General features: G+C 39.1%; 13 protein-coding genes. 8 read left to right on the plus strand and 5 right to left on the minus strand.

The genetic code is table 11. The features are described from left to right. Positions 1–9 precede the first annotated feature (9 nt). The 5 genes from FBD94_RS04445 to FBD94_RS04465 form a co-directional block, all read right to left on the minus strand. Positions 10–1,341: a glycoside hydrolase family 71/99-like protein gene (locus FBD94_RS04445; protein ID WP_131606954.1), complete on the minus strand. Its 1,332-nt coding sequence runs from the start codon at positions 1,339–1,341 to the stop codon at positions 10–12. 34 nt (positions 1,342–1,375) lie between these two features. Further along, positions 1,376–2,089: a DUF3823 domain-containing protein gene (locus tag FBD94_RS04450; RefSeq protein WP_131606952.1), complete on the minus strand. Its 714-nt coding sequence runs from the start codon at positions 2,087–2,089 to the stop codon at positions 1,376–1,378. Between the two features lie 19 nt (positions 2,090–2,108). Then, positions 2,109–3,953 carry a RagB/SusD family nutrient uptake outer membrane protein gene (locus tag FBD94_RS04455; RefSeq protein WP_131606950.1) on the minus strand — a complete coding sequence of 615 codons (1,845 nt, stop codon included), beginning with the start codon at positions 3,951–3,953 and terminating at the stop codon, positions 2,109–2,111. A 10-nt stretch (positions 3,954–3,963) separates the two neighbouring features. Continuing rightward, entirely contained in the window at positions 3,964–7,113 is a 3,150-nt protein-coding gene (locus FBD94_RS04460) for a SusC/RagA family TonB-linked outer membrane protein (RefSeq protein WP_131606948.1), read from the minus strand. Positions 7,114–7,408: 295 nt separating this feature from the next. Then, positions 7,409–8,683, minus strand: a complete 1,275-nt coding sequence (locus FBD94_RS04465; RefSeq protein ID WP_136879273.1) for a glycoside hydrolase family 71/99-like protein — start codon at positions 8,681–8,683, stop codon at positions 7,409–7,411. Positions 8,684–8,904: 221 nt separating this feature from the next. Between FBD94_RS04465 and FBD94_RS04470 the strand changes: the two genes are divergently transcribed. From FBD94_RS04470 to fucP, 8 genes are all read left to right on the plus strand, one after another. After that, complete coding sequence (locus FBD94_RS04470; protein WP_131606944.1) at positions 8,905–11,454, plus strand: galactose oxidase; 2,550 nt, start codon at positions 8,905–8,907, stop codon at positions 11,452–11,454. 67 nt (positions 11,455–11,521) lie between these two features. Beyond that, positions 11,522–14,095: a galactose oxidase gene (locus tag FBD94_RS04475; protein ID WP_136879274.1), complete on the plus strand. Its 2,574-nt coding sequence runs from the start codon at positions 11,522–11,524 to the stop codon at positions 14,093–14,095. Between the two features lie 236 nt (positions 14,096–14,331). After that, on the plus strand, positions 14,332–14,724 hold the full coding sequence (locus tag FBD94_RS04480; protein WP_131606941.1) for a c-type cytochrome: 393 nt from the start codon (positions 14,332–14,334) through the stop codon (positions 14,722–14,724). A 33-nt stretch (positions 14,725–14,757) separates the two neighbouring features. Further along, complete coding sequence (locus tag FBD94_RS04485) at positions 14,758–16,980, plus strand: DUF7133 domain-containing protein (RefSeq protein WP_136879275.1); 2,223 nt, start codon at positions 14,758–14,760, stop codon at positions 16,978–16,980. A gap of 101 nt (positions 16,981–17,081) precedes the next feature. Beyond that, a complete protein-coding gene (locus tag FBD94_RS04490; protein WP_136879276.1) occupies positions 17,082–19,361 on the plus strand; it encodes a GH92 family glycosyl hydrolase in 2,280 nt (759 codons plus the stop codon). Between the two features lie 6 nt (positions 19,362–19,367). After that, the gene (locus FBD94_RS04495) at positions 19,368–20,621 is read left to right on the plus strand and encodes a glycoside hydrolase family 71/99-like protein (protein WP_136879277.1); all 1,254 of its coding nucleotides are present in this window, start codon (positions 19,368–19,370) and stop codon (positions 20,619–20,621) included. Position 20,622: 1 nt separating this feature from the next. Further along, on the plus strand, positions 20,623–23,076 hold the full coding sequence (locus tag FBD94_RS04500; RefSeq protein ID WP_136879278.1) for a glycoside hydrolase family 95 protein: 2,454 nt from the start codon (positions 20,623–20,625) through the stop codon (positions 23,074–23,076). Positions 23,077–23,107: 31 nt separating this feature from the next. Then, the gene (gene fucP / locus FBD94_RS04505) at positions 23,108–24,343 is read left to right on the plus strand and encodes an L-fucose:H+ symporter permease (protein ID WP_131606933.1); all 1,236 of its coding nucleotides are present in this window, start codon (positions 23,108–23,110) and stop codon (positions 24,341–24,343) included. The last annotated feature ends 14 nt before the right edge of the window (positions 24,344–24,357 follow it).

Raw genomic sequence — 24,357 nt, forward strand, 5'->3', positions numbered from 1 at the left:
ATGGGTTGTTTATGGGGTTCTTGCTGGTTTCTGATAATTATAACCTGGCTGTCCATGAACCCATTTGGCGGCCTGACCTGTTAACCATAAGTAATAATCAGAAGGCAAATCGTTTTCGATGCCCATAAATCTCAGGTCTCCATTTAATGGAGTTTCAGATTCTCTTGCACATTTAAAAATTGCAGTTCCTTCATCAATTTCATCGAACATAGCCACATACAGGGATTTTGCGCCGAATTGTACGGCACCCGCTACCTGTGTCCATAAAAAGTCGCCCTTTCTTCTTGGTATGGAGTTATAAAGCGTGGGATCCTTGTGCATATTGCCCCAGCTAAAACCAGGAAACACCAATGGAACATAGTCTACGTTATTGGTGTTACACCATTGCATATCCTGTCTAAGGTTGTTTGGATTGTAATTATCCATACCGTATCTGCCCACTGCCCAAGGCATAATGATATCCGCTTTCTTTATCAGTTGGTGCAATGCAGGAGTATTTTCTGTATCTGATCCAAAAGATCTCCAGTAATAAGGAACACCTAACATAATCGAGACCCTTTTTTCGCCCGATTTTAACTTATCAACCAAGGCATTTACGTTTGCAATGGTGTAATTTCTGTTGTCATTAAATCCAACTCCCCAAATGGTCATTAGTGGTTTTTTATTGTGCCACAAATAAGTGGGGTTCTCTACTTTATCATAAAGCTTAAAAATAGTGACCAGTTCATTCCAGTCCTGCTCTAAGTAGGCTACATCGGCACTGGAGCATCCACTCAAATCATACATTACACTAATGGCCCTGCCATATTTTTTTGCTGCCTTTAAAGCATTGGTAAGCACTTTATTAAAGTGCCTTTTTCCAGATGCATTAGAAGATTTTATTTCTCCAACAAAGCGTTGCATGTGTACACCATCTATACCGTAATCTTTCATCCATTTAAAGTGAAGATCTACACTTTCCTCGTCGTACGGACTATACAGATAAGCATCAGATCCGTTGGCAAATTTGAAAGGGGATTTATAGGTTTTGGAGTATTCAGCCATATCCGGCCAGAAATCAACGTTGGTGATTCCTGGAGCGAATGTGTTGTTGGGCCCCTGATAGTGGTACCAACCTCGGTTAGATCCATCTCCCTGGGCAGCAAACCATCCCTGGTAACCGGCCATTACCAATCCTGTATAAGAAGGGTACAATAATCCTGAGGTATCATAGCCTGTTTTTTTCTCGTCTGCTACCGGGTCAACAGGTGGTGGATCCACTGGCTTTTCACTCTTCTTGGAACAGGCGATAACTGAACCAATTATCATTAGAAAAAGGAACAGATATTTTATTTTTTTCATTGTTATTTCTTTAATGATCTACCTTATTGTTAAATCAGGGAACTTTTACTTCTACAATTTGCGATAAATTTGAGCTCTTAAAGCTGTCGTTTAAACGCACGCCAACTCTTACATAGAATGTTCTTCCCGGAGTGAGGTCCGGAATAGTGAATTCTATAGATTTAGTGGCGGGATCCATGTTTAACCAGTCTTTGTTAATCACTAGCTTTAGTGCATCAGAATAGTTAAAGATAGAAGCCCCCGGACCAACCATTTTGGTGGTGTTTACATAAGGTTGTGCTTCTATAATCGTTGGCAAGCCTGCTCCAATAGGAGCGTCTATATCAAAATTCAATTTCAGGGTTTTGTTCTCTATCACGTAAGTGAAATTTTTGATCACCAGGTAGGGGGTAAGCTCAAAGTCATGCTTACTAGCCGAGCCTATATTTACTGTTGCAGTATCCAGTACCGGCCAGAATGCACCTCCAACCGGAATCACCTTGTACTTTCCGGCAAATAGTTTGGAATCTTTAAACGTACCATCCATTTTACTGGGTATTTCCTGCGGTGCCGGTGTAGCGCTCCAGCTCACCTGGAACAACCTTACCTGAATATTCCCTGTAGCGGTCTGGAAATTTTGGCCAGTAACGGCATCAATTAACCGGCCTTCAAAAGAGGCGTTAGGCCCATCGTAATTATCTATTTTTGTACATGCAGCGCTTGCCAGTAAACCTACTCCTAACAAGATTCTGCTCATCAACTTCTTCATAATTGTATATTTTATCTTATTAATAATTAGGGTTATTAGGATATAGATTTGGATTTTTACCGAGTTCACCTCCAGGAATTGGCTCGTAGTAATATTTCTTTTCGAAATTGTAATTGCGATCAAAGGTCTCACGCTCCGCCATGAAAATATATTTATTCTCACTAATCACATAATATGGCATTAGACCTGTGAATTTTGCATTATTTAACAATACATCCGAAATTCTCCATCTCTTTAAATCCCAGTAATAATGATTTTCAAATGCGAGTTCTTTACACCTTTCATTACGAACTTCATTTACATTTACAGCGGCTAAGGACAACTGAGGGCCACCAGCTCTTTCTCTCAATAGGTTCAAACAAGTAAGTGCATCATCCGGGTTATTCAATTCTGCAGCAGCTTCTGCCCTGTTTAACAGTACTTCAGCATAACGGAATTCTATCCAGGCTTGTTCACTTTGGAATAGACCTGTAGCCGGTTGTGCTTTGTTATAGTCTATGTATTTTCTTACAAAAAATCCGGTACGGGTAGCATTATCAGAAGCACCAGGGCGTTTCATGCCTGCTTCACCTATAATTCTTCTACCGTTATGTAAGGTGTTGGGGTCAGAGGTAGTAATACTAGCTCTTGATTCAAGAGTTTTCGCAACTTCCTGGGTAACTGTTCCGGTAAACATAGTTTCGTATAGTCCTCTTTGTGTATCGAAAGTTTTTCCTCTCAATGTAGCTCCCGGGAAATAAACTGTAGCTAGTAAACGTGGTTCCAGGTTACTGTTATTCATTAAATCTGCAAGGTTATTAAATTTGATAGGATGATCTGTTCCATCAAGTACAGGTAGTTTTCCCCATCGTTCTACAAATTCAAGGGTAGGGTAGGCTCTTGATTCTGGACCTACTGTCATGTATCCCGGAGAGAAAGTAGCATCCCAGCTATGCGCTGTTTTTGTGGTCATAGAATAATCCCTTACCAGGATGTTCTCTTCACTAGATGGATCAAGGAATACATCAACGTAGTTCTTTACCTTGTCTGCCGGAGTTTTATTATACAATTTGTATTTTGTTCCTTCAAATAATTTTGCAGCATCCCATGCTTTCTGGAAAAAAGAATTCGCTTTGTCTGCAGGGATACCCACCAAGCCAGCAGATCTTGCTTCTCCGTCTACAAAATTTGTAGATCCGTATTTTGCAATTGATCCTGCATATAACATCGCTCTTGATTTTAATGCCAGTGCAACATATTTATTTGCTCTTCCCCTCGGACTAGAAGCAACCATCATCTCGTAAGCCTTATCTAGATCTTCGCCTATGAATGTCCACACCTCTTCTTCTTTGTTACGGTGTACCTGTAATTCTTCTACACTTTGCTGCGGATAGTTTTGTACTGTAGAAACGATAGGTACACCACCATAACGTTTAACCAAAGAGAAATAAAAGAAAGCCCTGCAAAAATAAGCCTCGCCAAGTAATTCGTTAACCCGAGCTCCTGTAAAGTTAGCTGGGTACTTAGGCAGGTTTTCTATCACATAATTTACTGCTCTGATGTCATCATACGGCCAGTAGCCAAAACCACCGCCAATATCCATTCCTCCAAAAGGGCCTACCATTTCTCCAACGGTTGCGCCTGCATGAAAGAAATTCTGCCATTCGTGGTGTAGGTTCATGCCACCTCTGCCTTCTCCTCCTGGTCTGTATCTAAAATCTTCAATCGGCAGCTTACGGTAAATATTAGCCATGTATACATCTATACCAGCCTCTCCTCCAAACACCACGTCTTCGGTTACAACATTTGTTGGCTTTATATCTAACTTCTGGCAGGAAACCAATATCCCTGCTAATACAGCTATTATTAATTTATATCTTTTCATCTTTAATAATTTAAAAGGAAATACTGGCTCCAAGGTTAAATGTTCTGTTTAAAGGGTATTTATAACCACGTGCACCATGATCGAAACTCGCATCAGGGATTTGTCCAGGGTGTTCAGGATCGCTGTCTTTAAGTTTGGTAAAAGTTAACAGGTTATAAGCATTTGCATATACCCTCATTTTTTTAATACCCACTTTGGCTAGCGTAAGTGCCGGAATAGAATAACCTAACTCTAAAGTTTTTAACCTTAGGTAGCTGGCATCCTGTACCGCTTTGGTTCCTTCTGCAATTGGCGAACCCATTGCAGGATAGTTTCCTGGAACCCATTGGGTATTAGGGTCAAATACATTATCATTTGGGTTTACGGTATGCCAGCTGTCAAGAAACTTGGTTAAAGCACTTCTTCCATACATTAATGGTTCCGCATACTGCTCATCATATTGTACATAGAAACTGGTAGCACCGGCAAACAAAGCATTCAGATCGAAATTTTTGTAGCTTAAACCCAGGTTAATTCCATAATTAACCAATGGAATATCTTTAGTAGCAATAGGCTGGTCGTCTTTCTCGTTAATCACACCATCTTCATTCCAGTCCTGGTAGTAATAATCTCCGGGAATAGTGTTGTTATTTCCTCCACCAGTATTTATAGGGTGACTAAAAATCTGGTCGTAATTAGTGAATTGTCCTGCATAGGTTTTTCCCCACCATATACTCGTGTAGCGATTGGTTCTTGATGATTTCCAGTTGCTGTATTCATTACCAGCGAGCCCCTGAATAACATCCCTGTCCATGGTACGTGTGGTAGAAAAGTTACCCCCAATGTTATAACCGAACTGACCTATTTTATTCCTGTAGTTTACAATGATCTCCACGCCTTCAGTTCTGTTGGAATTTAGGTTTTCCTGAGGTAACTCAATGCCAACAGTACCAGGTATTTGTACATCTCTAAGGGCTAATAGACCTTTCATATCTCTTCTGAATACATCAACTGATCCATCCAGTTTTCCATTAAACATGTTAAAGTCCAGTCCAATATTTTTAGTTTCAGCAGTGAACCAGGTAAGATCTGGATTAGTAAGCGCACGTGCCGCTGCGCCATTATAGAATTTACCATCGAAGAAGTAACCCCACACACTGTTGTCATTAGGGTTAAGCGTTGGATAGTTGAAGCCCGAAATGTATTGAAAAGCAGTTGCACTATCATCACCGGTTCTACCGTAAGATGCCCTGATCTTTAAATTGCTCAGGATATCTGTAGGGACTAAATTTTTAAAGAAAGTTTCTTCGCTGATTCGCCATCCGATAGAGCCTGCTGGAAAGAATCCCCATTGATCTGCTCCCGGTTTGAACTTATTGGAACCATCCCTACGGAAACTGAATTCCGCCAGGTATTTGCCCTTATAGTCATAATTTAACCTTCCTATGTAACTCCTTGTTGCTTCTTCACGTAATCCGTTAACATTCATTGATCCCAGTTGTTGGTCGTCTTCCCCACCAAATAAATAATCTATAGGAATGGTTACATTTCGTTGGGCATAAAAATTATCAGATTTGAAATGGCTTTCTTCAAGTAATACCAAAGCCGATACGTTGTGTACCTGATTAAAAGTTTTAGTGTAATTTAACGAGAGCTGAGTAAGTATTGAAACACTGTTTGCATAAGAGCGGTTGATGTAAGCAGGAGAGCCTACCACGGTAGGTGCGTAGGTATCCTGCTCAGCATTATAGGTATATAGTTTATAAGCCCTTTTATGGTCTGTATTGTCATCAGCGTTGTATCCATAATTGTACATTCCTTTTGCCTTCAGTCCTTCAATACCTGGTATGTCGTATTCTAAGGTTAACTGTCCCTGAAAGTTCTTTTGCGTACGTTTTTTATAACCTACTTGGTCAGCATCAGTAATGGAAACAGGATTGGCATCGTCCGGCATTTTATTAGGGTACAATGGATTGTTATTTGCATAGATCTGGTTAGTAGGAACCTGGCTCCAAGCATATTTAAAAATGGTCCATAGATCCTGGAAAGGTTGATTTTTTTGATCTATATGTCCAGAGGTTAATATCTGTGCCCTGATGCGCCTGGTGATATTTACGTTTACATTAGAGCGGAAATTGTAGCGATTATAATCCAAATCACCACTTTTAAAAAGACCATCCTGTTTCATGTAGCCCAGGTTAAAGAAATAATTTGCTTTCTCTGTACCACCATCTACATTCATGTTATGCTGAATTTGAGGCGAAGTAGTGTTAAATGCCGCACCTATCCAGTCTGCCGAAGGGTATTTGCCTTCCAGCCAGGGTTGCATATCTCCATAAGAAAAGGTGGATTCCTGGTTATTAGGGAAATTACTGGCAAAGGATCTTTTATTCTTTTCGTTGGTTAACAACATATAATCAACGGCACCAACACCTTCCGGCATTCCTAAAAATTGTTGCCATCCTTGGTTAACAGAATAATTGATGTCATATTTGCCATCTTTCTTGCCTTTTTTAGTCGTAATTAAAATTACTCCGTTTGCCGCTCTTACACCATAAATTGCAGCAGCAGCATCTTTCAATACAGAGATGTTATCTATCTCATTTGGATCCATCCTTGAAAAATCACCACTACCTCTTGGTATGCCATCAATAACAATTAGCGGACTACCAAAGCCCCTGATGTCAAATGTGTTTTCATAACCACCTGGTTCACTGGTTTTTTGTAATATACGTACACCAGGAATTTTTCCGGTTAACATATTGACCACGTTCTCGTTTTTCGTTACTGTGATCTGTTCCGTGTTTAGGGTAGCGATGGAACCTGTTACTGTCGCTTTCTTTTGTGTACCGTAACCTACTACAATAAGCTCATTAAGTGTATTGTTGTTTTCCTGAAGTGTGATCGCAAAATTTCTTTTGGCGTTTACCTGTAGTTCCTGCGAAAGATAGCCTACATAAGAGATTTGGATGTAAGCATCAGCACTAGGTACGCTAAGGGAAAAACTTCCCTTACTGTCAGTAAAGGTGCCTACTGTAGTGCCTTTTACCTTGATACTTACCCCTGGGAGGCCAATGTTGTTGACATCAGTTATTTTTCCGCTGATATTGACAGGCTGCTGGGCAAGCAAAATGAGGGGAAAAAGAAAAAATAATGTAAATAAGTATTTAATTTTTTTCATACTGTTTAGTTTATATGGTTTGTTTTTAGTTGATTTTGTACCTGAATAGGTATGGAGTTTGCGCTGCCTTTTATGGTCATGGCGAATTAGACTGATGATTGTTCATAATTTAATATTTGGTTATTGCTGTCAATCATGATCGGGTAATCAGAGGGTCGACTTATAATTTGTTAGCAATTAAATGAGTTGATGACTAATAAAAAATTAATAAAATATTACCAAATGGCTGTTAAGCCCGTTTTTTTTGATTTTTTTTAATTTTATCTATTTGTATGGTTAAAATGGTTGGCTAATATTATTTACGTTCTGGTATTTTGAAGGAAAGTGGTTTTTCATTACGCAGAATTTTTGCTGCTTCGCCAGTTAACCATAAATAATGATCTGAAGGTTTACCATCCATATCGATAAATGCTACAGAATTTCCCTGAGGAGGGGTATCGCTTCCTTTAAATATCGCCGTACCTTCGTTAACTTCATCAAACATGGCCACATAAAGCATCGTCGCCCCCGCGTTAAGGGTCGTTACAATTTGTTGCCAGAAGAAACGTCCACCTTGTCTTGGAATTGATCCTACAGGTTTTACATCATCAGGAAATTCTTGTTTACTTAAATTATGCCAGCTAAATCCGGGATAAATGCAGGGCACATAATCAATCTTATTTTCTTTACACCATTTAATATCGTCAACGGTATTGTCACGCAGTCTTTCCATATCATTATGCAATAGTCCGCTATAACGTTGTACAGTCCAGGGCAAAAGCAGGTCTCCTTTTTTTATAAGTTCATGTAGATACGGATCGTTAATGCAATCTGCATTCAGGTTTCTCCATGAGGTGGGAACTCCAAGCATAACGGTACAGCCACCATATACCGGGTCATTTTTAAGAAAATCGATCAATCGCTCTAACCCTATATTTCTAATATTGTAAGGTCTGTCAGGAAATCCCACTCCCCATATGGTAACTACAGGTTTACCATTGTGATGTAAATACGTTTTTTTACCGGCCTGATTGGTGATCTTCAGCTCATCTACCATGCGTTTCCAGTCTTCTATTATTGCCGAGCAGTCTTCTCCCGAAGCTTTTAAGCCAGATAAATCGTACATCAGCGCGATTGCTCTATCATATTTTGACGCGGCTTCAAAAGCATTTTTGAGTATAGTTACAGAGGCCTGGTCTTTATCTTTAACATTACTGAAGAAACGTTGCATGAAAACGCCGTCAACACCATATTCCCGCATCCATTTAAAATGAAGATCAACAGTACTCTTGTCATGGGAACTAAAAAATTTCGCGGCTTGTCCGTTCTTTAATTTAAAAGGGGTTGGATAAGTTACCTTATATTCACTTACATCAGGCCACATATCTATATTACTTACATTTTCATTCCCGTAAGCGAATCTTTTACTTCCAGTCCCATCTCCTTCGGCTCTGAACCAGCCTTGGTAGCCCGCCATTACCAGACCTTTGTAGGACGGGTACAATGTTTCTTTACTATGTTTGGATTGCGCCTGTAGGTTAAGCACTGAAAAGCCGTATAACATAAAAACGGCTATTTTTTTTAAGTTCATATTTAAAATATTTGGTTATTTGTTTGTTGCCTGCCGGCATTTGTTTATTATGAAATATAAACTTATTCTTTAGCCCTTAATAAATAATTAATTTTGGATTACCGTCAGGGAATATCCTGATTGATAGATTTTTTAATTGCAAAAGATGAATTGAAAATCTTACATTAGCTCATAGATAAGGGCTTGGGGAAGCCAAATTTATGTTTCTACCCCGAAATACGATGAGAATAAAAATTTACGCGATCCTTTCTTTATTTTTAATTATTGCTTCATTTCCGGCAAGCGCACAGTCTTATGGTCTTGGTTTTTTTGGACATGAGGTAGTGCAAGATAAAAGAACGAGTCTCGACCTCAGTTTAGAAAAACCAATATGCTTTGATCATAATTTTGAACTGTCTTTCGATCTTTCCTTTATGCCAGGTTATACCGATTACTTTGGATATATTTTTCGGCTGATAGATGAAAAAAATCGCAACATAGACCTGGTCTATGATATGCGCTTTCAGGAAAATAAGCACTTCAAATTAATTATTGGGGACAAAGTATCGGATGTTTCTTTTGATATTGATATCAATAAACTTTATAAGAACTGGTACAATTTAAAACTTCGTTTTGATGTTGAGCTTCAGGAGCTTGTTCTACTCGCTGATGGCAAAGCTTATCATCAGAAAATTAGTTTAAAAAACGAATGTTATAAGCTGCTGATCGGAGCAAATAATTATATGGATTTTAAGGTTAAAGATATACCCCCGATGAAAATAAGGGATATAAAAATAGCTGAAAATGGTAAGATCAGTTACCATTGGCCTTTAAATGAGATGACTGGACTAAAGGCGTCCGAAATTATAAAGGGGAACGACGGGAATGTAACCAACCCCATGTGGATCAGGAAAATGCATCATGATTGGCAGTTGGTTAAGGCTTTTGAGGTAAATGGAGCTGCCAGCGTAGCCTTAAATTCAGATAAAGAACTGTTATATGTGATTGCGGAGGATTCTTTGGGTACCTATGATATTGGTTCGCAAACATTGTCCTTTAAACGTTACAGCTCAGGAAAACAACAATTATTAAGCGGTAACCAATCTGTTTATGATGTGTCTACCAATAAATTGTTGAATTTTTATATGGACCAGAAACTGGTTTCTACATTTAATTTTTCAGACAATTCCTGGGATAGGAAATACGTTCACCCAGATGTGATTACCATTTTCTGGCATCCCAATAAGTTTTATTCTGCTGCAGACAGCTCTTTGTATATGATAGGAGGTTATGGACAATACTTTTATAGGCGAAGCGTGCACAAGTATCGTTTCACTGATAAGAAATGGAGTATATCTGAACCCAAGGGTGATTTTACTCCCCGTTATCTATCTGCTTTAGGGGGCGTAAAAGATGGCGTTTATATTCTTGGTGGTTATGGCAGCTCAACAGGACAACAGATCTTAAATGCTAAGAATATATATGATCTTAATTTTTATGATTTTAAACACAATGTGTTTAAGAAGGTTCTTGAATTAAAACCTAAAAACGAGGAGTTTGCATTTGCAAATTCAATGGTTATAAACGAGAAAACAGGATCTTATTATGCGCTAACATTTCCGAACTATAAATACAACTCATCGCTGCAACTTATACGCGGCTCTTTGACTTCAGCTGACTACACGTTGATGGGGAGTTCTATTCCGTATGCTTTTCATGATATTCATTCCTATGCGGATTTGTATTTCTGCCCTGTCAGTAAAAGGTTCGTAGCAGTCTTGTTGTTGCATGATGAAAAGACGAACGTAACCTCAGTTAAAGTTTATACCTTATATGGACCACCTGAAGAGTATCGTGCAGACCTATCAAAAGAATCGTCTGTAGCTACAAATAAGTATTTTTTCCTTTTGCTCTTTACGCTTTTAGCAATTGCCGGTTTTGTAGTATACAGATGGCGCAAAAGTAAGGTCAAGAATAAGAAAATGGGCGAGATATCAGCATTGCAGGTAGTTAAAGTTGAAGATACTGTGACGGGAGGTTCAGAACCGGTGGTGTCGCCGGTAATAGGGCCTATTAAGAATGCAATATTTCTGTTTGGGAACCTGCAGCTATTTGACAAAGAAGGAGAGGACATTACAAAAAACCTTTCTCCTTTAATAAGGGAACTCTTCCTGGTGGTATTATTGTATACTATAAAAGGTCGGGGCATCAGCACTGAAAAGCTTACTGAAGTGCTTTGGCTTGATAAATCGGTAGAGAGTGCCAGAAATAACAGGTCGGTAAGCATTGCCAAACTTAAATTGATTCTGGAAAGAATGGACGGGTGTCAGATCTCTAAGAACACCGGTTACTGGATGATAGATTTTAATGAGCACAACGTTAAAGTTGATTACAAACAGTACCTTAATATTGTAAATGGCGAAGGGGAAATTGATAAACAAAGTTTAACTAAACTTACAAAAATTGTAAATCGGGGTGGTTTTCTATCTAATCTTGAGTTTGATTGGCTGGATAGTTATAAATCGGATATTTCCAATGAAATTATAGATATTTACCTTCATTATGCCGCAACGGTTAATCCAATGGATGATCCTGAGTTTTTAATCGGTATTGCGAATACCATTTCTTATTTCGATCCTGTTAATGAAGAGGCGATGATTATTAAATGTAAATCATTGGTTTACCTCGGCAAACATTCACTCGCTAAAACTAAATTCGAAACATTTAATAAAGATTATAAGGTGATTTATGGCGAAGAGTTTAAAAAGAGCTTTCAGGAAGTGCTTGGATAGATGTCACTTAATTTTTACATATATCTGTTAATCTATTGATATATCTATTATATTCGTATTCCCGATTATGAAAGCCAAATATCTATTCTCGATTCTCTCTGTTTTTTTTACGCTTTGCTGTAATAAAGGTTTTTCGCAATCATACGGCCTGGGCTTCTATAGCCATGAAGTTGTTCAGGATCAGCGCACAGGTTTGGATTTAAGTCCTGGAAAAACACTTTGTTTTAATTCAAGCTTTGAAATTGCTTTTGATTTCAGCTTCATGCCGGCTAAAGCAGATTACTTCGGTTATATTCTTCGCTTTGTTGATAATAACAACGAGAATATTGATCTGATCTACGACAAAAATTCTAAACAAAAAAATCACTTTAGGCTCATTATAGGAGATAAATTTTCCAAAATTGCGTTTAACATCCCTCGGGATGTTTTATTCAGCTCCTGGAATACAATTAAATTTAAGTTCGATTATGAGCACCAATTGCTTCATTTAACCTGTGGGCAGTTCTCCTCTCAAACCAGTTTAGCCCTTAAAAAGGGGGATTGTTTTAAAATTCTATTTGGGGCCAACGAATACCTGGGATTTAAAACTACGGATGTTCCGCCTATGAAAATCAAAAATGTTAAGATTTCTGAAGGCGGAGATGTAAAATATGCATGGCCTTTAAACGAATATCAGGGGATAATGGTGAGAGAGGAGATGGGTAATAAAGATGCTTCGGTAGTTAATCCTTTATGGATAAAGAAGCTTCACCATGAATGGCAATTGCTACAAACGCTATCAATTAAAGGTGCCGCAAGTGTCGCTTTTGATGCAAAAAAAGAGGTTTTAAATATAATTGGAATAGATTCTTTATATAAATATGATATAAAATCAGGGAAATTAGACCCCATTAACTATTCATCCGGAAATCAAAATCTTTTACGGGGTAACCAATCTTTATATGACGATAAAAACAAGCGCTTACTAAACGTTTACGTCGACCAGAAATTGGTAAGTACATTTGATACGCTTAGTAAAAAGTGGAGTAAGAATTATATTCCTAATACCCCAATTACGGATTTCTGGCAATTCAATAAATTTTACTCCGAAACAGATTCATCTCTGTATCTGATTGGGGGATATGGACATTTTATCTACAAGAACCAAATCCAAAGATATCATTTGCCTTCCGGTACCTGGCAAGATGTAAAGGTTATCGGTGATCGGTTTACGCCCAGATATTTAGCAGCATCAGGTAATACCAAAACAGGTGCCTATATTTTTGGAGGGTTCGGCAGCTCTAGCGGTGAGCAGATCTTAAATCCTAGAAATTTATATGACTTGCTTTATTTTGATGTTAAGAAGAAAACGATAAAGAAAATCTATGAACTGAAGGTGGAAGGAGAGCATTTTGTCTTCGGAAATTCTTTAATCATTAATGAGAAATCGAACACTTATTATGCCTTAGTCTTTCCTAAGCATAAATTCAAGTCGCATTTACAGCTGATACAGGGATCATTGTTAAAACCGGAGTATAAACGTGTTGGCAGCCTGATACCTTATCTTTTTCATGATATTAATTCGTTCGCTGATCTTTTCTATTGTGCTGAAAGTAAAAGGTTTATTGCTGTTACTTTGTTCAGAGACGAGGGTGACCGTACACATGTTCAGATTTATTCTTTATACAGTCCTCCAATTAATGCGGATGTAAAGCTGCTGTCTGGATCCACAAAAAATGTTTTTATTGTTATTTTAACGCTGCTTGCTGCGGTTGGAATTGGATGGTTTATTTATGTCAGGAGAAAGAAACGTGCCGCTGTCGTGATTACACCTGTAATCCATAATGCTGATCCTATTTCGGTCATTTCCGCAAACTCTGCTGCTGTTGTTTCCGATCCTGTTAAACCCCTTTCTGAGAAAAAAGTGGTAGAAGAATGCAAGTCTTCCATTTTTCTGTTTGGCGATATGCAGGTGTTTGACAAACAAGGGCAGGAGATTACCAAGCAATTTACTCCATTGATTAAAGAACTTTTCCTGGTTATTCTATTGTATACCATCAGATGGGAACGTGGCATTAGTTCCGAAAAATTAAAAGAATTGTTGTGGTTTGATAAATCAGACGAAAGCGCCAGGAATAACAGATCTGTTAACATCGCAAAGCTGAAGAGCATTTTAGAGAAGATAGAACATTGCACGGTTTCTAAAGAGACGGGCTACTGGAAAATTATTTGTGATTTCGAAAGTGTCTATGTGGATTATCAACAGTATTTTGAAATCATAAAAGACAAAAAGAAACTGAATAAAGAGAAGATTTCCGAACTGGCAAAAATAATCAAACGTGGTCCGTTTTTGCCCAATACAAGCTATGAATGGATGGATCCATTCAAAGCCGAGATCTCTAATGAGATTATCGATACGTATCTACATTTTGCCCATTCTATTGTCATTGCAGACGACCCGGAGCTGCTGATTGAATTGGCCAACTATATCTTTTATTTCGACTCGATCAATGAAGAGGCGATGGTTATAAAGTGTAAGGCACTGGCGCACCTGGGTAAGCATTCTCAATCTAAAAACACCTACGAGAGCTTTTGTAAGGAATACAAGCTTTTATATGGTGATGACTTTGATAAAAGCTTTAACGATATCCTGTCGGATTAAATCTTAGGTATCCCCATTCTCTAAATTTCTCTTAATGCTGCAAGGGAATTAATTCTTATGCCCTGTTTCGCTATAAATATTGTTTTTTTTAAGATAAAAAGTTGAATTAAGCCTTTTGTTAATGATTTATTATGTAATAATTAATAGGCTGGACGTAATCTTGGTATAAATTAAATACATATGTTAATGTATTAATCATACACAAACCGAGGCCTGACCAAATAAAACTATTAAGCATGAAAAAACAGAAGTGGAGTTTGTTGTCCACAGCATTTACAATTTTAGTCCTGGCAAACAGCAGTTTTGCACAGACAGCAAAAAAAAAGAATATTCCTGTTAAGAAATCCATTTCTACTGTTGCATCGGCAGCCGATATTCTAGCTGGAAAAGCTCTAATCCAAAAGTCTGATTGTGTGGCTTGCCACAAGACGGATGTTAAGCTAGTGGGACCGGGTTTTCTACAAGTCGCAAAAAAGTACCCGGCAACAGAAGATAATTACACTTCATTAGCTTATAAAATTATAAGTGGTGGTACTGGTGTCTGGGGACAGGTACCTATGTCTGCACATTCAGCGTTGTCGCAGCTTGACGCAAAAAAGATGGTTAAATATATACTCTCACTTAAGTAACCTCAATATTAAAATAAACGAATGCAATAAAATATGAAGCAGCGTAAGAAACTTGTATTGAGCATGCTGGCACTGTCGATGCTTATTTATACTTGTAAAATATCCAGGCAAATCGTACAACGTGATGCCAATGGAAATATTATTGTGATTAATAACCCATCACCAGCTTATTTATCTCCTCAGGAGAGTTTGAAAACCATACATCTACCAAAAGGATATCATTTGGAATTGGTGGCAAGCGAACCTATGATTCATGAACCAGTGGCAATTACATGGGACGCGAATGGTAGAATGTACGTGGCTGAGATGAATACCTATATGCAAGACGCAGAGGGTACAGGTGAAATGAAGGCTGTGAGTAGAGTTAAGCGGCTGGAAGACACCAACGGAGATGGGAAAATGGATAAGTCGGTTGTCTTTATAGATAATTTGCTTTTGCCAAGGATGATTCTGGCGCTGGATGATAGAATTTTAGTGAATGAGACCAATTCCAATAATATTTATAGTTACCGGGATACCAATGGTGATGGTAAAGCTGATGAAAAGAAATTAGTTTTCAGAAATGATGACATCAGTACCAGCAATTTAGAGCACCAAAAAAGTGGCTTGATCTGGAACCTGGACAATAAAATATATGTGACTGTCGAAAATAAGCGCTATTACTATGAAGATGGTATGCTTAAAGCAGAGTACTTACATGAAGGCCCGGGAGGCCAATGGGGTTTAACCAGTGACAATTACGGAAGATTGTTTTTTTCTGCAGCAGGAGCAGAGACACCTGCACTTAACTTCCAACAAAATCCTTCGTATGGCAGGTTTGATTTTAATGATCAATATGATAACGAATTTAAAGCCGTGTGGCCAATTATTTCCACTCCGGATGTTCAGGGTGGTTTAAATAGATTAAGGCCCGACAGCACGCTAAATCAGTTTACAGCGTGTACAGGTCAATCGGTATTTAGAGGTACAGCATTGCCGGCTGATGTTCAGGGGGATCTTTTTATATGTGAACCAGTAGGGCGTTTGATCAGACGTGCGAAAGTGATCAATACAAACGGTAAAATAACTTTGAAAAACGCTTATAATAAAGAAGAGTTTATAGCGTCTACAGACATGAATTTTAGACCTGTAAACAGTGTAACCGGTCCGGATGGCTGTTTGTATATTGTTGATATGTACCGTGGAATTATCCAGGAAGGCAATTGGACAAAAAAAGGAACTTACCTGCGTAAACAAATTGATGAAAAGAAGTTTGATAAGAATATTGGTCGTGGAAGGATTTATCGCGTGGTATATGACGGCATAAAACCGGATAAAAATCTACCAAAGATGCTAGATATGACTACAGATAAATTAGTTCCTTATCTGGCGCATACCAATGGCTGGTGGCGAGATAATGCACAAAAACTGATTGTAGTTCGTGCTGATAAATCCGTTGTTCCTGCATTGAAAGCAATGGCATTGAACAAAGGAACAAGCCAACTTGGCCGTATACATGCTTTGTGGACAATGAAAGGACTAAAATCCTTAGACAATGAAACATTGATGCAAGCACTGCGTGATGAAGATGCAGAAGTTCGTAAAACTGCGGTATGGATCGCTGACGAATCCGTTAAAAAAGGCGATGAACAAATCATTAAGGCATTGGATTTACTTAAAAATGATCCTAGTGCCGATGTGCGTTTTCAATTGGCATTGACGATGCGATTTAACAAGTCAGATAGCACGCAAGGTATTATACAGTATATGATGCAGAAGTTTCCTAATGATAAGCTATTGGTCGAATCACAAAAAAACTTCCAGAATAAAAACAATGCACGTGACTTGGCTGCCAAGAAAGCTGCAGCGCTTACAGAAGAAGATCAAAAGGTTTTACTTAAGGGGGCAACCATTTTTAAACAGCTGTGCGCCATTTGTCATGGAGCCGACGGAAAAGGAGTAAGCATTGGCGGAAGCAGTATGCCGGCACCACCTTTGGCGGGCGTAAAAGATGTGAATGGCGATCCTGAAAAGCTGATCAAAATTCTTCTTCATGGATTATCCGGCCCTGTTGATGGTAAAACCTACGCAGATGCCATGCCAGCATTGGGAAGTAACGACGATGAATATATCGCTGCTGTAATTAGTTACATCAGAAATGATATGGGTAATAAAGCTTCTATCGTAAGACCTGCAGATGTAAAGAAAGTCAGAGACAATCATAAGGGCAGGGATAAAAATTGGACCATTCAAGAATTGCAAAACACGACAAAGTAAAATAAATATACATATCGCTATGCACTGATGGCCTCTTTTTAGGGGTCAAATGGGCATGTATTAAATAAAAAAACCGACTCATTAACCTTTAAGCCTTAAAAATGTTAAAAAATATTTTTCAATTGAATGCCAGAAAATCATTAGTCCTGGGGCTGCTATTCGTGATCAACGGATGTGTAAATGCTCAGGAAGAAACATACGCAGGCTCAGGAAATTTAAAATATGTAGATCCCCAAATCGGTAATGTTGGACACTTGTTGCAGCCAACCCGGCCAACTGTGCAACTACCTAATCAAATGATCAGGATGTTTCCACAGAGAAAGGACTATATGGATGATCAGATTTCAAGCTTTCCATTAAATGTGGTTTCACATCGCCTTGGAGAAGTTTTTTCATTGAAACCTTCCACGCAAAATTTGGAATCCTCCAGCTGGAAAGGAAAAATGACCTACGATCATGACCTGGAAGTTACCCGTCCATGGTATTATAGTACTTACCTTATTGATGACGAGGTTAAAGTTTCCTATGCACCGGGTAAAAAAACAGGTTATTATAAATTTCAATTTCCTGCTAAAGGGAACAAAGCATTACTCCTGGATAACTACAATGATGGTTTGAATGAGTTTAATTTTATTTCTGCCACTGAAATAACTGGTGTTGAGGTTTACCATGGCGATATCAAGGTTTACTTGTATGGTGTTTTTAGTGAGGGCGCTGTTGTAGGAACAGTTCAGGATAATAAGCTCTCACCAGTTCGTAAAGTTACTGGCAAGGATACCAGGGCATGGATTCGTTTTCCAGAGAATACTACAGGAAATGTTGAATTCAAATATGCCATATCTTATGTTAGTGCAGAACAAGCTAAAAAGAACTATCAGAATGAATTGAAAAGCACAAGTTTTGATCAGCAGCTGGCAATTGCTGAAGCTGCATGGGCAAAAGTAATCAACCAAATCAAAACAACCGGAGCTACGGAAGCGCAGAGACGCTCATTCTATACCGCTTTATATCGTTGCTACGAACGTATGGTGGATATTACTGAGGATGGGCAGTACTTTAGTGGTTTTGACAATAAAATACACAAAACTAACCGTCCTTTTTATGTGGACGATTGGGCATGGGATACTTACCTGGCGCATCATCCGCTAAGGGTAATTCTTAATCCTGCGCAGGAAGAAGATATGCTACAATCTTATGTGAAGATGTATGAGCAAAGTGGCTGGATACCGACTTTCCCGGTATTATTCGGTGATCATGCTTGTATGAATGGTTTTCACTCTACCCTGAGTTTTTTAGATGGACACAGAAAAGGACTCAAGAATTTCGATTTGGCCAAAGCGTACGAAGGCTTGGTAAAGAATGCCAATGAGGCTACCATGCTTCCATGGAGAAATGGCCCTAAAACAGAGCTTGATGATATTTACTACAGCAAAGGATTTTTTCCTGCGCTACATAAAGGTGAAAAGGAATATGTTTCAACAGTAGATAAATTTGAAAAACGTCAGGCTGTAGCGGTAACATTGGGGCATAGTTATGACGATTGGGCACTGGGACAATTGGCTAAGGATATGGGCAAAGAGGAGGATTACAAAAAATTCAACCTGAGAGGAGCTAACTACAAGAATTTATGGAGCAATGACGCTAAATTATTTATGCCGAAAGACAGTAAAGGTAACTGGATTAAAATTGATCCGAAGTTTGATGGCGGGATGGGTGGCAGAGATTACTATGATGAAAACAACGGTTGGACATATATGTGGCAGGTACAACATGATGTTAGTGGCTTGATGAACCTGATGGGCGGAGCAAAGGCTTTTGAAAACAGATTGGATCAGCTTTTCCGCGAGCCTTTAGGCAGAAGTCAATATGAGTTTCAGGGCACCTTCCCGGATGCAACAGGTTTAGTTGGGCAGTTTTCTATGGGAAATGAGCCAAGCTTTCATATTCCTTACCTGTATAATTATACGTCGTCTCCATGGAAAACGCAAAAACGGATTCGCTTTCTGTTGGATACCTGGTTTAAGGATAATGTATTCGGTATTCCGGGAGACGAAGATGGCGGTGGTATGACTGCATTTGTTGTTTTCTCGTCAATGGGATTTTATCCTGTTACCCCAGGTGTACCTGTGTATACAATTGGTAGCCCGGTTTTTGAAAAGGTAACTATTGATTTGCCAAATGGTAAGACCTTCCAGGTTATAGCGAACAAAAGTTCGGTTCAAAATAAATATATTCAAAGTGCGAAGTTTGATGGTAAGGTACTAGACACGCCCTGGTTTACACACCAGCAATTGGTTGCTGGCGGTAAGCTGGAACTGGAGATGGGACCAATGCCGAATAAAACATGGGGAACTGGGCAGGATTTAAAAGTGTCGAAGTAAGAAATCATGAGAAGAAAAATATATGTACTGTTGATTTGCTGTAGCATGGTTTTTATTGGCCATGCTCAAAATAAGCATGCTAAACAATCCAGATTCCCTAGTTACAAAGGTTTGGTGATGACCGGCTACCAAGGTTGGTTTAATGCGAAAGAGGATGGCGCCAATCGTGGATGGAACCATTATGGAAATATCGATAAAGAAAAAATTGGCGTGGAAATATGGCCGGAAGTATCAGAATATGAGAAAACCTATAAAACACCTTTTAAGCTGGCAAATGGAGACAATGCTTACCTGTTTAGTTCTTATGATGATTCAACAGTAAAGCTTCATTTTAAATGGATGCAACAATATGGAATTGACGGGGCGTTTATTCAACGTTTTGTAGCAAACCTCAAATCCAAAACGGGCACCAATCATAATAATAAAGTGCTTTCAGCTGCACTCAACGCAGCTGAAAAGTATAAAAGAGCAATTGCTGTGATGTACGATTTTTCTGGTATGCATGATGGCGATGAGCAGCTTGTTATTCGTGATTTTAAAAATCTGGTTGACAGTATGAAGTTAACCAATCGTGGTAATAACCAGAGTTATCTATACCACAACAAGAAACCATTGGTAGCACTTTGGGGTGTTGGTTTTAATGATAACAGAAAATATAACCTTAAAAACGTACGTGCGATTATAGATTTCCTTCAAAATGATCCAGTTTACGGTGGCTGTGCTATATTGTTGGGTGTTCCTACGCAATGGCGCGAGCTTGCGGGAGATACAGAATCTGACCCGCAATTGCTGGAAACATTTAAGAAGGTAGACATTATACATCCATGGTTTGTTGGTCGGTTTATAGAATCGAGGATACCGAAGATGATGGATAGGATTAGTGCTGATATAGCCTGGTGTAAACAGGAGAAAGTAGACTATGTTCCAGTTGTTTATCCGGGCTTTAGCTGGCATAACATGAGGCCAGAATCTCCATTGGATCAGATTCCGAGAAATAAGGGACAATTTTTTTGGAAGCAGTTATCTGGTGCTATCCAAAAAGGTGCAGAGATGATCTATGTAGCTATGTTTGATGAGGTTGATGAAGGAACGGCTATTTTTAAAATCAGTAAAAATCCACCCGTTGGAGCTATCGAGTTTGTAAAACCGGAAGTGGACATCCCTTCGGATTATTATTTATACCTGACTGGCTACGCAGGTAAAATGCTGAGGAAAGAAATTCCGTTTCAGCTTAATATTCCAGCGCCAAAAAATAAATAGAATGAAAAAAAATATTCTGTTAGCCCTATTTTTTATAAGTGGCTCATTGTATGCCCAACAGCAAGAAATGAAGTTGTGGTATAATAAACCTGCTGAAAAGATCTGGGAAGCGGCATTGCCAATTGGTAATGGAAGGATCGCTGGTATGGTTTATGGTAATCCGGCAAATGAACTGATCAAACTCAATGAATGTACCGTATGGTCTGGCGGTCCCAACCGCAATGATAATCCAAATGCCTTATCGGCTTTAACAGAGGTCAGACGCTTGATATTTGAAGCCAAATATGCCGAAGCTAGTGATTTGGCAACGGCCAAGATTAAACCAGAGAAGATCAACGGGATGAAGTATCAGCCTGTGGGCGACCTTCACCTGGACTTTAATGGTCATGAGAATTATACTCATTATTACCGGGAACTGGACATCGATAATGCGGTGACGAAGACAACGTATATGGTTAACGGGGTTACATTTATACGAGAAGTATTTGCTTCCTTATCAGACCATGTAATTGTGGTCAGGATTACCGCTGATCAGCCGTCAAAAATTACTTTTAATGCATCGTTTTCAAGTCCTCAAAAATCAACCATTTCCACAAAAGGTAATAATGAATTGCTTTTGTCGGGGATATCTGGAGATAAGGACGGAATAAAAGGTGCGGTTAAGTTTCAGTCACAGATCCGTTTTAAAGCGGAGGGCGGCAATATTTCTGCAACAAATTCGACTATCGCTGTTGAAAACGCGAATGCTGTTACCCTTTATCTTTCTATAGGAACCAATTATAACAGCTATAAAGATATCAGTGGGAATGAAGTTGAACGAGCTGAGGGAAATCTTGCTCCAGCATTAAAAAAATCATATGCAGTTTTGCTGAAAAATCATATTACTGCTTATCAGAAACTGTTCCACCGGGTAAAGATCGATCTGGGTAAAACAGAAGCTATAAAAAATCCTACGGATCAAAGAATAATTGACTTTGCAAAGGGGAATGATCCACAACTTGCCGCGCTTTATTTTCAGTTCGGGAGATATCTTTTAATTTCTTCCTCACAGCCAGGCGGCCAGCCTGCTAATCTTCAGGGAATTTGGAATGATAAAATGGATCCGCCATGGGGTAGTAAGTATACCATTAACATCAATACGGAAATGAATTACTGGCCAGCAGAGGTAACCAATTTATCGGAAACACATGAACCTCTGATCGAAATGGTGAAGGACCTTTCTGTGACTGGTAAAGAAACTGCGAGGGTTATGTATGGCGCAAAAGGTTGGGTGGCCCATCACAATACAGATTTATGGCGTATAACAGGGCCTGTAGATGGTGTTTATTCGGGAATGTGGCCTATGGGGGGAGCTTGGTTAAGCCGGCACTTGTGGGACCGTTTTCTATATAATGGTGATCAAAAATACCTGAGATCTGTTTATGATGCCATGAAGGGATCAGCAGAATTCTACGCAGATTTTTTAATAGAAGAGCCTGTAAATAAATGGTTGGTAGTTTCGCCTTCCATATCACCTGAAAATGCACCCGCTATAGCAAAAGGGAAATCAATAGCAGCCGGGGTTACCATGGATAATCAGATTTTATATGAGCTTTTTTCAAATGTAATCAGGGCTTCAGAATTGCTATCAAAGGACAAGGAGTTTGCTGAAAAGCTTAAAGGTTTAAGAAAACGGCTACCTCCAATGCAAATTGGCCAATACGGGCAGCTGCAGGAATGGTTGCAGGATTTGGACAATCCAAGGGATAAGCACAGGCATGTATCACATTTGTTTGGCTTATATCCTGCAGGTCAGATATCCGCTTATCGTACTCCGGAATTGTTTGATGCGGCAAGAACTTCACTTATTCAACGTGGGGATTTATCTACAGGTTGGTCTATGGGTTGGAAAGTAAACCTTTGGGCAAGGTTTCTGGATGGGAATCACGCGTATAAACTGCTGACCGATCAGTTGTCTCCAGTCCGTGAAAAAGCCGAAGGTGGGGGTACCTATCCGAACTTATTTGATGCCCATCCTCCATTTCAAATTGATGGAAACTTTGGATGTACTTCCGGAATAGCAGAAATGCTACTTCAAAGCTATGACGGTGCCATACATCTGCTACCGGCCTTACCCGATGTATGGAAGAATGGGAGTATTAAAGGTTTAAAGGCAAGAGGCGGCTTTGAGGTAGTGAATCTGCAATGGGAAAACGGGAAGTTGAAGCAATTGGTGATCAAGTCATTAAAAGGCGGTAACTGTCGGTTACGTGTACCCAATAAGTTGAAAGGCATAAAGGGATCAATACTAAAACCTGCTAAAGGTTCAAATTCAAATGAATTTTATCAGGTTGATAAGACCCCGGTTCCTATCATTTCAGCCAAAGCTAAACTAAACGCAGTGGAGATCGAACCAACCTTTCTTTTTGACTTCGATACAAAGGTCGGTCAGCTATACACATTTCAGGCCATCTAAACTTAATCATTAAAAAACCAAACCAAGTAATATGAACGAATCAACAACTAAAGTCGCATTTACTGACAAAAAATTCCTGCTCACGCTTGTCTTTGTCACTTCACTTTTTATGTTCTGGGGCATTGCCATTACTATGGCTGATGTATTGAACAAACATTTTCAACATACCATGAGTCTTTCCAAATCACAGTCAGCCTTTGTACAGTTTGCTGTTTTTGGTGCTTATGCTGTGATGGGTATACCTGCGGGTTTGTTTATGAAACGCTTTGGCTATAAAAAAGGGGTATTACTAGGCTTATCGCTTTTTGCGATAGGGGCATTTCTTTTTGTACCTGCTGCCAATATTTCCTCCTTCGCTTTTTTCGGCATTGCCCTGTTTATTGTGGGTTGTGGCTTATCTACGCTAGAAACTGTTGCACACCCATTTGTTGCTTCACTCGGAGATCAGCGCACTAGTGATCAACGCATCAACTTTGCACAGTCTTTTAACGCAGTTGGTGCCATGTTAGGTCCAGCAATTGGTAGCTACTTTTTATTGAGCAATAATGTAGAAGGTAGTACAGACCTTACTTCCGTTAAAATACTATATGCGGTAATTGGCTTAGTTATTTTGTTGGTTTCCATATCGTTTTCTTTTGTTAAAGTCCCGGAAACTACAGATCCGCATGCGGTTTCATCTCTGGATGCCGAGAATATAGATTTTGCACCAGATAAAAAGCTATTTGATCACAAACATTTTGTGTGGGCTGTTGCAGCGCAGTTCTTTAATGTGGCTGCACAGGCAGGAACATGGGCCTTCTTTATTAATTATGGTCACGAAAAAATGGGCTTTAGCGATTCCGAAGCTGGGAATTATATGGTTTTGTTTATGGGGATGATGCTGGCGGGACGTTTTATAGGCACGTTTTTAATGCGTGTAATTGCTCCAAATAAGCTCCTGGCAATATTTGCTTTAGGAAACATTGTGATGTGTATCATCGTTGCTCAAAGCTTTGGTGTAATGTCTTTCGTTGCTTTATTGATGATCAATTTCTTCTTTAGCATCATGTTCCCTACTATATTTAGTTTAGGCCTTAAAAACCTTGGCGCACGTACCCAGCAAGCCGCTTCATACTTGTCAATGGGCGTTGTTGGTGGCGCATTTTTCCCTTTTATTATGGGAGCTATAGCCGACAGAGCTGGAATCGCGAATGCCTATTATGCCCCGATCATTTGTTATGTCGTGATCTTCCTTTTTGCCTATAAGTTTTATAAAGTTAAACACTAAGGCTGTTTTACTTT

Source organism: Pedobacter hiemivivus, assembly GCF_005144565.1.
GTDB lineage: Bacteria > Bacteroidota > Bacteroidia > Sphingobacteriales > Sphingobacteriaceae > Pedobacter > Pedobacter hiemivivus.